This window comes from Sphingomonas sp. PP-CE-3A-406 (genome assembly GCF_003688625.1).
In the GTDB taxonomy this organism is placed as follows: domain Bacteria; phylum Pseudomonadota; class Alphaproteobacteria; order Sphingomonadales; family Sphingomonadaceae; genus Sphingomonas.
The window spans coordinates 978,364-991,588 of record NZ_RCWY01000003.1 but is presented as its reverse complement, the minus strand read 5'-3'; the positions used below and the strand labels follow the sequence as shown (position 1 = coordinate 991,588).

16 protein-coding genes are annotated in these 13,225 nt (G+C 66.0%); 5 read left to right on the top strand and 11 right to left on the bottom strand.

The window, feature by feature from the left end; genetic code table 11:
• From C8J44_RS16470 to C8J44_RS16445, 6 genes are all read right to left on the bottom strand, one after another.
• A partial coding sequence (locus C8J44_RS16470) for a methyl-accepting chemotaxis protein (RefSeq protein WP_259466912.1) occupies nt 1–1,804 on the bottom strand: 1,804 nt, incomplete at its 3' end.
• Nucleotides 1,805–1,894: 90 nt separating this feature from the next.
• Complete coding sequence (locus C8J44_RS16465; protein ID WP_259466911.1) at nt 1,895–3,412, bottom strand: alginate export family protein; 1,518 nt, start codon at nt 3,410–3,412, stop codon at nt 1,895–1,897.
• Nucleotides 3,413–3,621: 209 nt separating this feature from the next.
• Nucleotides 3,622–5,508 carry a methyl-accepting chemotaxis protein gene (locus C8J44_RS16460; protein ID WP_121905328.1) on the bottom strand — a complete coding sequence of 629 codons (1,887 nt, stop codon included), beginning with the start codon at nt 5,506–5,508 and terminating at the stop codon, nt 3,622–3,624.
• 117 nt (nt 5,509–5,625) lie between these two features.
• Nucleotides 5,626–6,045, bottom strand: a complete 420-nt coding sequence (locus C8J44_RS16455) for a hypothetical protein (RefSeq protein WP_056055591.1) — start codon at nt 6,043–6,045, stop codon at nt 5,626–5,628.
• Nucleotides 6,038–6,361, bottom strand: a complete 324-nt coding sequence (locus C8J44_RS16450; protein ID WP_404969222.1) for a rod-binding protein — start codon at nt 6,359–6,361, stop codon at nt 6,038–6,040. Before C8J44_RS16450 ends, C8J44_RS16455 begins: the two co-directional genes overlap by 8 nt.
• On the bottom strand, nt 6,361–7,470 hold the full coding sequence (locus C8J44_RS16445; RefSeq protein WP_121905327.1) for a flagellar basal body P-ring protein FlgI: 1,110 nt from the start codon (nt 7,468–7,470) through the stop codon (nt 6,361–6,363). Before C8J44_RS16445 ends, C8J44_RS16450 begins: the two co-directional genes overlap by 1 nt.
• A gap of 79 nt (nt 7,471–7,549) precedes the next feature.
• On the opposite strand from C8J44_RS16445, the gene C8J44_RS16440 reads away from it, so the two are divergent.
• A complete protein-coding gene (locus C8J44_RS16440) occupies nt 7,550–7,990 on the top strand; it encodes a flagellar assembly protein FliX (protein WP_121905326.1) in 441 nt (146 codons plus the stop codon).
• A 15-nt stretch (nt 7,991–8,005) separates the two neighbouring features.
• On the opposite strand, the gene flhB is transcribed toward C8J44_RS16440, so the two are convergent.
• Genes flhB through flgC form a run of 5 tightly spaced genes read right to left on the bottom strand, consistent with a single transcriptional unit; the run spans nt 8,006 to nt 10,843 of the window.
• Nucleotides 8,006–9,067, bottom strand: a complete 1,062-nt coding sequence (gene flhB / locus C8J44_RS16435; RefSeq protein ID WP_121885447.1) for a flagellar biosynthesis protein FlhB — start codon at nt 9,065–9,067, stop codon at nt 8,006–8,008.
• Between the two features lie 4 nt (nt 9,068–9,071).
• Nucleotides 9,072–9,836 carry a flagellar biosynthetic protein FliR gene (gene fliR, locus C8J44_RS16430; RefSeq protein WP_056055571.1) on the bottom strand — a complete coding sequence of 255 codons (765 nt, stop codon included), beginning with the start codon at nt 9,834–9,836 and terminating at the stop codon, nt 9,072–9,074.
• Entirely contained in the window at nt 9,829–10,092 is a 264-nt protein-coding gene (fliQ, locus tag C8J44_RS16425) for a flagellar biosynthesis protein FliQ (protein WP_056055568.1), read from the bottom strand. The genes fliR and fliQ overlap by 8 nt, the downstream gene beginning before the upstream one ends.
• Before the next feature lies 1 nt (nt 10,093).
• Entirely contained in the window at nt 10,094–10,423 is a 330-nt protein-coding gene (locus C8J44_RS16420; RefSeq protein ID WP_121885448.1) for a flagellar hook-basal body complex protein FliE, read from the bottom strand.
• 12 nt (nt 10,424–10,435) lie between these two features.
• A complete protein-coding gene (gene flgC, locus C8J44_RS16415; protein WP_060527122.1) occupies nt 10,436–10,843 on the bottom strand; it encodes a flagellar basal body rod protein FlgC in 408 nt (135 codons plus the stop codon).
• A gap of 116 nt (nt 10,844–10,959) precedes the next feature.
• On the opposite strand from flgC, the gene C8J44_RS16410 reads away from it, so the two are divergent.
• From C8J44_RS16410 to C8J44_RS16395, 4 genes are all read left to right on the top strand, one after another.
• Nucleotides 10,960–11,196 (top strand): FliM/FliN family flagellar motor switch protein, encoded by a 237-nt coding sequence (locus C8J44_RS16410; protein WP_056055559.1) that lies wholly within the window; start codon nt 10,960–10,962, stop codon nt 11,194–11,196.
• Nucleotides 11,196–11,561, top strand: a complete 366-nt coding sequence (locus C8J44_RS16405; RefSeq protein ID WP_121905325.1) for a flagellar biosynthetic protein FliO — start codon at nt 11,196–11,198, stop codon at nt 11,559–11,561. The genes C8J44_RS16410 and C8J44_RS16405 overlap by 1 nt, the downstream gene beginning before the upstream one ends.
• Complete coding sequence (fliP, locus tag C8J44_RS16400; protein WP_121905324.1) at nt 11,554–12,291, top strand: flagellar type III secretion system pore protein FliP; 738 nt, start codon at nt 11,554–11,556, stop codon at nt 12,289–12,291. The genes C8J44_RS16405 and fliP overlap by 8 nt, the downstream gene beginning before the upstream one ends.
• 258 nt (nt 12,292–12,549) lie before the next feature.
• Nucleotides 12,550–13,164, top strand: a complete 615-nt coding sequence (locus C8J44_RS16395) for a response regulator transcription factor (protein ID WP_056055552.1) — start codon at nt 12,550–12,552, stop codon at nt 13,162–13,164.
• Nucleotides 13,165–13,225: the final 61 nt, after the last annotated feature.

Below are 13,225 nucleotides of genomic sequence, written 5' to 3'. Positions count from 1 at the left end.
CGCTCGGCTGGCTCAGCGCCTTGCCGAAGGTCTGCTGGATCTTCGCGCGTGCGCCGCTGTTGCCGCCGCCATTGCCGACGTTGAAGCGGCTCGCCTGATCGGCGAGGTTGCCGACTTCGCTCGCCAGGTTGCGTGCGGCGGCCGAGGTTTCCTCGACCATCGCCGCATTCTGCTGCGTCGACTGGTCCATCGTGCCGATCGCCGCGGAGATCTGCGTGATCGCCGCCGACTGCGCCTGGTTGTCCGCGGCCATCGTCGCGAGCAACTCGTGCACCTGGCCGACATCGCCCGAGATGTTGGCGAGCGCGCCGTCGACCTTCTGCACCGCTTCGACCGCGGTGACGATATCGGTCTGCGTGACCGTCAGCTGGTCGCGCGCGCGCTTGGCCTCTTCCTCGGCGCGCATCGCCAGCGCGGAGACGAGATCGGCGACCACCGCGAAACCACGCCCTGCGTCACCCGCACGGCCCGCTTCGACCGCGGCGTTCATCGCCAGCACGCGCGTCTGGAACGCGATCTTGTCGAGCCCTTCGATCACGCTGTCGATGCCCTTGGCGCTCTCCGAAACACGTCCCATCGCCTGGACCGCCTCGTCGGCGACCGCACGGCCACCACCAACGGTGGCGATCGCCTGGTCGGCGCGCTCGACGGTCTGCGTCGACGCTGACGCACTCGCCTTCAGACGGCCGTCCATCTGCGTGACCGAAGCGGCAGTTTCCTCGAGCGAGGCGGCGTTGCTTTCGGTACGGCGGGCAAGATCTTCCGAGGCCTGCGCGATTTCACCCGAGCCGGTGCGGATGGTCATCGCACTTTCGCTGACCGAACTGATCAGCCCGCGCAGATTGTCGAGCGCTTCGTTGAAGTTGCTCTTCAGCGCGCCGTATTCGGGCGGGAAGTCGGCCTTGATCGCCGCGGTCAGGTCACCCGCCGACAGTTCGGACAGATGCGTCGATACGGTGTCGACGACCATTTTCTGCTCGGTATCGGCGCGTGCCTTGGCGGTGTCAGCGGTGTCCTTGGCGATGCCGTTCTCGCGGAACACCTTCACCGCCTTGGCCATCGCACCGACTTCGTCCGCACGATCCGTGCCCTCGACGTCCTTGGCATAGTTGCCACTGGCGATATCGCCCATCTGCGCCTGGAGACGATTGAGCGGCCCGGTGATCCCGAAACGCGTGATCAGCATCGCCAGACCGACGCCCGCGATGATCGCGATGATCGCGACGATATACAGCATGGTGACCGTCGCCATGCTGACGTCGGTAAGCTTGGCCGACTCGACCGATGCCTGATCGGCGTTACGATCGACCAGCGACAACGACTTTTCGAACGTGGGCGTCATCACCGCGTCCGCCTGGCCGAGCACGGCGATCGCCTCGCCCGCACGATTCTGCGCGCTCAGCTGGTTCGCGCGTTCGACCAGGGCGCGGACCTGCTGCATTCCGCGCAGGGTCTCGTTGAGCTCGGCGACGGCCGGCGGGTTGGCGACCTTGCCGCGTTCGAGATCGGATGCGATCTTGTCGGCATCGACCTGGAATTTCGCGAGCGTCTTGCGCCCCTCCTCGCTGTTCGCGCCGACCACGGCGATCTTGTAGCCGTCGTACATCATCGCGTTCATCCGGGTGTTGCCCCGCGATCGGAACATCGTGCCGGTCAGCTTCTGGTCGATCAGCCGTGAATACGACGCATCGACCGTCGCGATCTTGGACGATCCGAACCACGCTATCGCCAGCGTGATACATCCCAGCAGCACGAGCAAGGACACGACCTTGGTCGAGATCTTCGCGTTGTTGAGCATTCCCATTTGACGTCTCTCCTGTTCGACCTTGGCCACGCGGAAGATCGCGCAAAACCTCGGACTGTTATGAATTCGTTCGACCGGATGGCCGTGCGGCTACAGCTTCATGCTGATCCAGCCGCTCAGGCAGTCGGAATTGTCGAACCCGCTCCGCGTCAGCACCGATCGTGCGATCAGATGTTCGTAGCGACCGGTGATCGAGACCCGCGGCGCGACCGACCAGACGAGCTGCGCGCGGGCGACGTCGGCGACGTGCGTGCCGCGCACCGACTGCGTGCCCGCATAGGCGCGCCCGCTCGCCGCATAGACGGCGGCGTCGACCTTCGCCCGCCAGACTCGCTGCGCTTCGACCGTCAGGCGGAGGCGGGTGATCGGCGACAGCGTGAAGTTGGGGGCGACCGCGACGAAATTGGTCGGCGAAAAGGCATCCTGATAGCTGAAATAGCCGCCATCGAGCACCGGTGCCGCCGCGTTGTGAAGCGATCCGTTCCGATAGGCGCCCCCGCCCGATCCGTAATCGACGTGCAGGCCGATCCGCGGGGATGTTCCCGCGTCGCCGAGCCGGACGGTCTGCGCCGCGAACACCTGCCACGCGTCGATCGCGCGCGGGCCGAACCGACCGCTCTGCCGATTGGCGCTCCAGTCGAGCGTCACGCGTCCGGCATCGCCCCACAGCCGCAGCCCGTAGAACCGGCGTGCCTCGCGCGCGGTGTCACTGCCGAAGGTGACCGCGTCGCGGCGCAACCGCCACGCGAAGGGCTCGAGATACAGCTTCGATCCACCGAACCAGCTCTGCGGCAGGACGATGCCGGTCGTGACGCCCGAGAAACGCCGCGCATGATCGACGCGATCGTCGCCGGTCCCGCCCGTACCGTAGCGCGTGAACCGCAAATCGAACACGTCTGCGCGAACCGCGTGAAAATGCGCCCAGCCGCGGGCGCCGTTCAGGACGACCTGGATGTTGCCCGCATCGCCCTGGCTGACCAGCACGCCAGGCCCGTCGGCGAAGATCTGGCGGCCATAGCGCACGCCGACATCGCCGCCGTCCAGCGCGGTCGAAACCTCGGCGAACGCCTGCTGGACGATCAGCGTGTTGCGCATGTTCGCGCCCGCCTGCGTCGCACGGTCGCCGGCGACACCGCCATGCGCCAGCTCGCCGTAAAGGCGGACATGCGATCCCAGATGGAGATCGCCGCCCGCGAACAGCCGCAGCTCGCGCTGCCGGATCTTCTCGGCGTCGCGCGCACCGGGATTGGTGACGGTATCGACGCGGCCACGGATTTCGCCGGACAGCGTCAGATAGACGTCGTCGCGGCCAGCGATCGGAATGAACTTCAACCGATCGAGCGGATCGTCGCGCAGCGCGGGATCGCGGTACCGCGTCCAGTTCTCCGCCCAGCGCGCGATCGCATACCCCGCGCTCACCGCACCATCGCCCGCCGCTTCGGCCGGATAGACCGTGGCGATCGGCGTCGCCCGCGTGGTGGTCTGAGCGGCCGTGTCGGGCGTCGCCGTCGCGACCACCGAATCCTTGGCCTGGGCCAGAACCGGCGTCGCGGAGATCGGGGTGAGCGCCAGCAGCAACGCGATGCGGGCCAGGGTACGAGAGACCATGGCGGGGCCTTTTCGGTGGGAGGGTGTGTCTCCTTCATGATAGGACGCCCTCGGATTATTCGGGTGCGAAGGGAACAATTGTTAAAGTCGCGCGTGTTGCCCGCGGCTTAGGCCCCGACCTCGATATCCGATCTCCCCCACACGCACGAAAGCCCGCGTCCCTGGTTGGGGACGCGGGCTTCCTGTTCAGCCTTGCGGCTAAGCCTCGATCAGAACTCGTTCCAATCGTCGTCCGAACGAACCAGCGCGGGGATCGCCGCGGCCGGCAACGGCTTGACCGGCGAGGCATAGCCTGTGCTCGGCTGGCTCAGCGCCTTGCCGAAGGTCTGCTGGATCTTCGCGCGTGCGCCGCTGTTGCCGCCGCCATTGCCGACGTTGAAGCGGCTCGCCTGATCGGCGAGGTTGCCGACTTCGCTCGCCAGGTTGCGTGCCGCTGCCGAAGTTTCCTCGACCATCGCCGCATTCTGCTGCGTCGACTGGTCCATCGTGCCGATCGCCGCGGAGATCTGCGTGATCGCCGCCGACTGCGCCTGATTGTCCGCCGCCATCGTCGCGAGCAGTTCGTGCACCTGGCCGACGTCACCCGAGATATTGGCGAGCGCACCATCGACCTTTTGCACCGCTTCGACCGCGGTGACGATATCGGTCTGCGTGACCGTCAGCTGGTCACGCGCACGCTTGGCTTCTTCCTCGGCGCGCATCGCCAAGGCCGAAACGAGATCGGCGACCACCGCGAAACCACGCCCTGCGTCACCCGCACGCCCGGCCTCGACCGCGGCGTTCATCGCCAGCACGCGCGTCTGGAACGCGATCTTGTCGAGCCCTTCGATGACGCTGTCGATGCCCTTGGCGCTCTCCGAAACACGCCCCATCGCCTGGACTGCTTCGTCGGCGACCGCACGGCCACCACCAACGGTGGCGATCGCCTGGTCGGCGCGCTCGACGGTCTTCGTCGATGCCGAAGCACTGGCCTTCAGGCGGCCATCCATCTGCGTGACCGACGCTGCGGTTTCCTCGAGCGAGGCGGCGTTGCTCTCGGTACGGCGTGCGAGATCTTCGGAGGCCTGCGCGATTTCGCCCGAGCCGGTGCGGATGGTCAGCGCGCTTTCGCTGACCGAGCTGATCAGCCCGCGCAGATTGTCGAGCGCCTCGTTGAAGTTGCTCTTCAGTGCGCCGTATTCGGGCGGGAAGTCGGCCTTGATCGCCGCGGTCAGATCGCCCGCCGACAGTTCGGACAGATGAGTGGACACGGTATCGACGACCATCTTCTGCTCGCCATCGGCGCGTGCTTTGGCAGCGTCGGCGGCGTCCTTGGCGATGCCGTTCTCGCGGAATACCTTGACCGCCTTGGCCATCGCGCCGATCTCGTCGCCGCGATCGGTACCTGTCACGTCCTGCGTGTAGTCGCCAGTAGCGATCTCGCCCATCCGGCTCTGCAGCCGCGCGAGCGGGCCGGTGATGCCGGTGCGCGTGACGATCAGTGCAAGCCCGACGCCAGCGACCACGCCGATGATGCCCATCACGATCATCGTCGTCGACGTCGAGTTCGCGACGATCGTCAGTTCGTCGGCGGACTTGTTGGCGGCCGCGATCCGCGCGTCATTGAACGCCACGAGATCGGCGGAAAGTTTGGCGATCAAAGGACGAGCCTGGCCGATAACGGCGGTGGCTTCCGCGTTACGGTTCTGCAATCCCAGCGCGGCAGCACGCGAGGTCAGCACGTGGCTCTGGTCGAGCTGCGCGATAAACGAGCCCAGCTGGCTTTTAAGCGCCGGCTCCTGCTTTTCGACCGCGCCGAACAGATCGCGCGCCGCGTTGTAGTTGGACAACTCGCTCTGCGCGGCGTCGCGTGCTTCCGGGCTGGCGCCGTCATAGACGACGGTCGCGAAGGCCGCGTTGCTCATCTGCACGGCCATCCGGGTCGCACGAACAAGCTGGACGGTATTCGCCATGTTTTCGGTCATTTCGGTATTGGCGTTGTCGGCGATCAAGATCCGACGGGAGCCATTCCAGGCGATGAACATCGTGATCGCGCCGAGCATCAGCAGCAACGCGACGATCTTCGTCGGTATCTTAATATTATCGAGGAATTTCATGTGGATCTCCAGAAGGGCCCCCGCCCCGTACGCATTATCTATAGGGGGACGCCGGACCTCCCGGTCGCAGCGGCGCGGCATTGTCGTGGTGACGTGTCGGAACGGCGTCGCGGTGGGTCAGAAATGGCCGTTGATCGAGATCGGCGTCGCCTGTTCGCTCGACAGCAGCGTACCGCGGACGCCGTACACCGCGCTCTTCGCGCCGGTCAGACGCCGCGCCTCGGCGGCGATCGCGCCCATGATCTCGTCGCACATCGCGATCCGGCGCTCGAGCAGGTTCGCGTTCACGCCGAGCCGGCGGACCAGCGTCTCCAGCAACGACCGGATTTCGTCCTGCTCCTCCTCGGGCAGGTCGTCGAGCCAGCGTGGCCGCTCGCGCGCGAGGCGGATCGATTCCGCCTCGACGATGCCCGCCAGCCGGATCTTCGCCGCGACAAGTTCGGGCAGGTCGCTGGCATTGGCCGGACGAGTCAGCCGGTCGTTTTCCTCATCCAGGATCATCGCCAACGACGTCAGGCTCTTGACCAGTTCAATCACGCGTCGTTCCTCCCTGTAATTTGATGATCTGCGCCATGACGGCGGGTGCCAGACCGATGCCGCCCTTCGCCGCGATCGCGGTGCCGAGCTTTTCGGCGAGCACGCCGCGGAACATCTCCTCGCCGTGACCACCCCCGAACGGACCGTCGGTCTCGACCGTCTCCATCATCATCTGGGTCATCTGGCCGAGGAACACCGCCTCGAACGACTTGGCGGTCTTCGCCTCCGTACCCTTCGTCGCTGCAGAAGGCGGGGCTTTCGGCGTGACGGAGGGCATTGCGACCGGCGTTGCTGTAATGGTCGTATCGATCGGCATCACTGGACCTCGATCTCGGCCTGGAGCGCGCCCGCGCTCTTGACCGCTTGCAGAATGGTAATGAGGTCGCGGGGCGACACGCCGAGCGTGTTGAGCCCGCTGACCAGCGATTGCAGCGAGGCCGAGCCGCCGACCATCGCCAGCGACGCGCCGCCGCCATCGTCGACCGCGACGCGCGTTCGCGGCAGCACCACGGTCTGTCCGTTCGAGAACGGCGCGGGCTGCGACGCGACCGGGGTCTCGCTGACGCTGATCGTCAGCCCCCCTTGCGCGATCGCGACCGGACTGATCCGCACGTCGGCGCTCATCACGACCGTGCCCGACGCCTCGTTGATGACGATCCGCGCGGGCTGATCGACCGCGATCGGCAGATTCTCGATTTCGCCGAGCAGGTCGACCGAGTCGCCGGCAAACGACGCCGCCGGCGCGATCTCGACGGTGCCGGGATCGAGCACCTTGGCGGTCCCCGCGAACCGACCGTTGATCGCCACCGCGATGTGCCGCGCGGTCGTGAAATCGGGGTTCTTGAGCGCGAGCTTGAGGCTGGTCGCGGAGCGCAGCGCATAGGGCACCTCCTCCTCGACGATCGCGCCGCCGGCAATGCGCGCCGAGGTCGCGACGCCGCGGCTGACGCTGGCGCCGGCGCCTTGCGCCTTGAACCCCGACACCGCGACCGGCCCTTGCGCGACCGCATAGATCTTGCCGTCGAGCGCGCGCAGCGACGACACGAGCAGCACGCCGCCCTGCAGATTGGTGGCATCGCCGAGCGCGGCGACCTGGACGTCGATCGTCGAGCCCTTGCGCGCGAACGGCGGCATCGTCGCGATCACCGAAACCGCCGCGACATTGGCCGGCTTCATCGAGGAGTCGCGGACGTTGACGCCCATTCGCTCGAGCATCGCCTGGAGCGATTCCTCGGTGAACGGCGCGTTGCGGACTCGGTCGCCGGTGCCGGCAAGACCGACCACCAGCCCGTAGCCGACGAGTTGGTTCGACCGCACGTTCTCGACATCGACGATGTCCTTCACGCGCGTGCCTGCCGACGCCGGCACCACGCCGAGCGCAGCAGCCAGAGCGGCGCAGATCAGAGAAACAAGACGGAGGCGCATGGCCGGGGCTTTCGCGAGACGTTGGACATCAAATTTCTTATAGGATAGGAATGGCGCCCGCCGACCGAAGGGACGAATAATGCGGATCGACGGCATCACGCCGCTGCTGCAATCGATGCTCGCCGACACGCGCACCCGCGACGGTTTCGCGCTGCCCGCCGCTTTGGCCTCGGCCGCCGCGACCACCGCCGAGGCACCACCATCGACGCCCCTGCCAGTGGTCCCGACCTCGGCGACCTCGGTTCAGATGATGGTCGCGCTCGCCGCGGTCGATCCGGTCTCGGAACGTCGGCGCAAGATCGCGGTGGAGGCGGATCGCGGCCTGACGTTGCTGGAGCGGTTGCGCGACGATCTCGCGCACGGTGCCGCGCCTCCCGAACGCGTGCAAGAGCTGGCGACATGGGTCGAGGCGTTCGTCGTGCCCGACGATGCCGCGGTGACGCCCGAGTTCGCAAAGGTCGCGCGCGACCTCGAAGTGCGCGTCCGGGTCGAACTGGCCAAGCTCGACCTCAACGCCTGACGTAACTCGCGCAGCCTAGCGCAGGCGCTTGGCAATCCGCATCACATAACCGATCACTTCGGCGACCGCCGCATAATGTTCGGTCGGGATCGGCCGGTCGATCTCGACGCTGGCGTACAGCGCCCGCGCCAGCACGCGGTTCTCGACGATCGGCACCCCCGCCTGCGTCGCGATCTCGCGGATCTTGAGCGCGATCGTATCGACGCCCTTCGCTACCACCACCGGCGCGCCCATCCGACCGTGATCGTATTTGAGCGCGATCGCATAATGCGTCGGATTGGTGATGATCACGCTGGCGCCCGGCACCGCGGCCATCATCCGCCGCCGCGACCGCTGGATCGCGATCGAGCGGATCTTCGCCTTGATCTTGGGATCACCCTCGCTCTGCTTGTGCTCGTCCTTGATCTCCTGAAGCGACATCTTCAGCTTCGAGAACCAGGTGCGGCGCTGCCAGATCAGATCGGCCAGCGCGATCGCGCCGACCGGTACCGCGACCGTCTTGACGAGCATCACGACCAGCCCGGCGGCGGTCGTCCCGATATCCGCCGCATCCGCACCGACGAGGCTGTCGAGTGCGTTCGCGCGCGGCCACAAGGCCCACACCGCGACCCCGACGATCACCGACAGTTTCGCCAGCGTCTTGGCGAACTCGACCAGCGCCTGCTTGCCGAACAATTTTTTGGCGCCCGAGATCGGCGACAGCTTGCTCCATTTGGGTGATACCCGCGACCACGAGATCGTCGGCCGACCGTGCATCACGCCGCCCAGGATCGCGAACGCGACCAGCGCGCCGAACAGCGGCGCGAAGACCACGCCGATCTGAAAGATGATCCCGCTGGCGATGTTCTGCGCACCGTCCGGCGCCAGCGAATAATCCTCCGCCTGACCCCATAGCCGCACCAGCATCGTCGCCAATCGCGAGAACGCGTGGACACCGAGACCGCCCATGACCGCCAGCATCGCCGCGAAGATCGCCGCATGCCGCATCTCGGGCGCGCTCGGCAGATCGCCCTTCTTGCGCGCATCCTCGAGCCGCTTGCCGGTCGGGTCATGCGTCTTCTGGTCCTTGTCCGCCATCCGATCAGCCCCAGCCCGCCTGGATCCAGCTGCCCATCGACGCCGCGAACACGGTCAGCATCACGCCAAGCAGCGTCGAGAACAGCGCGAGGCCGAACAGCAGGTTGAGCGGTTGCGCGACGAAGAAGATCTGAATCGCGGGGGCCAGCCGCGCGGACAGGCCGAGCGCGACGTTGAAGACGATCCCGTAGACGATCATCGGTGCGGCCAGGCTGACGCCGAGCGCCATCGACCGGCTGACGGTCTTGACCGCGAGTGCGGCGAAATCCCCCGCCGCCGGCACGCCGCCGACCGGGAAGACGTCATAGGACCGCACGATCGCGGCGATCCAGAGATGATGGACGAGCAGCGCCATGCAGATCACGCCGGCGGCGACGCCGACGAATTTCGACAGGATGCTGGCCTGCCCGCCCTGCGAACTGTCGGCGACGATCGCCGAGGTCAGCCCGACCTGAAGGCTGGCGATCGACCCGGCGATCGCCATCGCCATGAACATGATCCGCACCAGCATGCCGAGGCCGAGGCCGGTCAGCAATTCGCACAGGATCACGCCAGGCAGCGCATCGATGTTCTGCGTCACCGACTGGACGTGCGGCGAGAGGATACCCCACAGGCCGGCGGTCATCCCGAACGCGATCATCAGCCGGATTCGCGCGGGGATCGCATCCTCCGAGAAGACCGGCAGGACCATCAGCACCGCGCCGACCCGCGCGAACAGCACGAGGAACGCGACCGCCCAGATCGGGATGCCGTTGAGCGTGTCAGCCATGGATGATGCGGTCGGCCACGAGGTGCGTGAAATCGGCCATCGCATGCCCCATCATCGGCAGCGTGAGCATCAGCACGACGCCCATCGCGACCAGTTTCGGGACAAAGGTCAGCGTCTGTTCCTGCACCTGGGTCAGCGCCTGCATGAGGCTGACCGCGACGCCGACGATGAGCGCGGTCAGCAGCAACGGTCCGCAGACCGTCAGCACGACGACCAGCGCGGACCGCGTGATTTCGATGACGTCGGTCGGCGACATGTCAGATCTGCATCCGCATGATGTCGGAATAGGCGCTGACCACGCGGTCGCGCACCGCGACGACGGTGTCGAGCGCGGTTTCCGCCGCGCCCATCGCGGTGACGACGTCGATCAGGTCGCCCTTGCCCGCGACCTGCTTCGCGCTCGCGGACTCGGCGGCGCGCATCGAGCCTGCCGCGTCGCCGACCAGGTGTTCGACCATGTCGCCGAACCCGCCCGCACCCGAGCTCGCGCCGACCCCGCCGGCCTTGCCGAGCAGCCCGCCCGAGTCCTTGCCGATACCAAGCGCCCGGCCATAGGCGGAGGTCGCATCCAATGCTCCGATGGACATCGTTGTTCGTCCTTACTTCAAAAGGTCTATGGTGCGCATCGTCAGGCTCTTGGCCGCTTCGATGGCGTTGAGATTGGCTTCGTAGGCGCGTTGTGCGGCCTTCATGTCGGCCGCTTCGATCAGCGGATTGACGTTCGGCATCAGCACATAGCCCTTGGCATCGGCGGCCGGACTGCCCGGCTGATAGGCGCGCTGGAAGGCGGTCTTGTCAGCGTCGACCGAGCGGATCTTGACGCCGTTCGTGCCGTTCGCGCGATCGACGTCGGCACTGAAGCTCGCGACCCTACGACGATAGGGATCGCCGCCGGGCGATGCCGATACGGAGTCCGCATTGGCGAGGTTTTCGGCAATGACGCGCATCCGCAACGACTGCGCGCGCAGTCCGGATGCCGACACCTGTACCGCGTCGGTCAGGTCCATGATTGTCTCCGTCGGGCACCGTGATGGCACCCACCTTTCCCTAATAGGCAAAAAGTTCCGGCCCCGGTCGGGACCCGGCAATTCTTTCCTATGATGGCCTCAAGGAAGGAACATTCATGTCCGTACTCGAGGATATCACCATCGACCTGTCGATCGTCCTGGGATCGACCAATCTGCCGATCCGCCAGATCCTGGCGATGGGGCGCGGCGCGATGATCGCGCTGGATTGCGGTCACGACGACCCGACCCTGGTCTATGTCAACGGCAAGCTGGTCGCGAAGGGCCGCGTGCTGGTCGACGAAGACCAGATGTCGCTCGAAGTGACCCAGGTCATTCCGCGGGAGCATCGTTGATGGATATCGCCGCGCTGTTGCGGACGATGGGCGGTCTCGGCGTCGTGCTGGGCATGCTCGCGGCCGCGCTTTGGCTGGTCCGCCGCTACGATATCGCGCTGCCCGGCCGCGTCGGCGTCAAGCTCGGCCGCCGCGTCGAGCTGGTCGAACGCATCCAGATCGACGGCAAGCGGTCGATCATCCTCGTCCGCCGCGACGACCGCGAACATCTGTTCGTGCTCCACCCCGACCGCGCCACCATCCTCGAAACGCGCATCGTTCGCGCGGACGAGGAGGCGCAGGCGATCGCCGATCTCGAACAGGCGGAAGGCTCACACAGTCCCGTGCTGTGCTCGTCGCTCGAAGAGGCGTGGTTCAATGCGTAAGCGGAGCGCAGTGGCGCTCATCCTCGGCGCGGCGATGCTGTTCGCACCGACCGCGGCGATGGCGCAGAGCGCATCGGTGACGTTCGGCCAGGGCAGTCTGTCGGCGCGCGCGATCCAGCTCATCCTGATGCTCACGGTGCTGAGTCTCGCACCGGGCATCCTGATGACCGTCACGTCGTTCACGCGCATCGTCGTCGCGCTGTCGCTGCTCCGCACCGGTCTCGGCGCGCAGGGCGTGCCGCCCAACCCGGTCATCATCAGCCTGTCGCTGTTCCTGTCGTTCTTCGTGATGGCGCCGACCTTCGAACAGGCGTGGCACGACGGCGTCCAGCCTTACACCGCAGGCAAGATCCAGGAGACTCAAGCGTTCGAGCGGACCATCGAGCCGTTCCGCCGCTTCATGCTGTCTCAGGTCCGCGATCAGGATCTCGCGTTGTTCACCGAACTCGCGCACAAGCCGCCGGTCGCTCGGGCCGACACCGGCCTGTCGACGCTGATGCCGGCATTCATGATCTCGGAATTGCGCCGCGCGTTCGAGATCGGCTTTCTGTTGCTGATCCCCTTCCTCGTCATCGACCTCGCGGTTGCGGCAGTATTGATGGCGATGGGCATGATGATGCTACCACCGCCAACGATATCGCTACCAATGAAGATCATCTTTTTTGTCTTGGTCGACGGATGGGCTCTAGTCGCCGGATCGCTGGTAAAAAGCTTCGGCACCGGCGCGTAAGGAATTTATTTACAACCTATGTTAATAACATAAATTAGATATCTTATAGTGATCTGATGACATAAACGCCGGATTTCCGTTACATGCGGGCACAAAGGGGAACCGGCGATGCGTAATACTGCTGCTACCGTCCGCCTGACCGATCGTTCGGACGACGGCACCACGGACTGTTCGGCCATTCCCGTAGCCGCGGCCACAATCGATTGTGTTTTGCCCGCACCGTGCAGCAAGGGGGGAGATCCCTTGGGACCCCCGATCTTGAGCCCGTTCGGCGCCGACGCTGCGCTGCCGATCTATGTCGCGGGCGACGCCATCGCGTTGCCGCTCCAGGGCCTTTCGGCGATCGCGGCGGATCTCAAGACCTTTGCGATGCATCACGACCCGGCGCTGGCAGCGATCCTGTTGATCAACGTCAGCCGGCCGGCCGTCGACGAGTTCGCGATCCTGAAGGACATCGTCGAACGCCAGTCCGCGGTCGTCCCGATCGTTATCGTCGACACCTGCGAAACCAATCTTGCCGTCGAATTGATGAAAGCCGGCGCGACCGACGTTCTCGAGTCGCCGGTCGATGCCCGACAACTGCTGCGGGCGCTCGCCGCCGCGGTCGAACGCACGCAGCAGCGTGACGACGTCGGGGCCGCGACCCGCCTTGCGCGCGCGCGGATCGACAGCTTGTCGCCCCGCGAACGCTCGGTCTTCAATGGCCTGATCGGCGGCTGGCCTAACAAGATCATCGCCAGCCGGCTCGCGCTCAGCCCCCGCACCGTCGAGATCCACCGCGCCAAGATGATGACGAAGCTCAAGCTCCGGACCGTGGCGCAGGTGCTGCAACTCGCCTTCACGGCAAGGGTCACGTTCGAGGACACCGAGTGACGGATCGCCCGCACGGGGACGGAAGAGGAAACGTGAAACTCTTTTGACCCGCGCGATACTG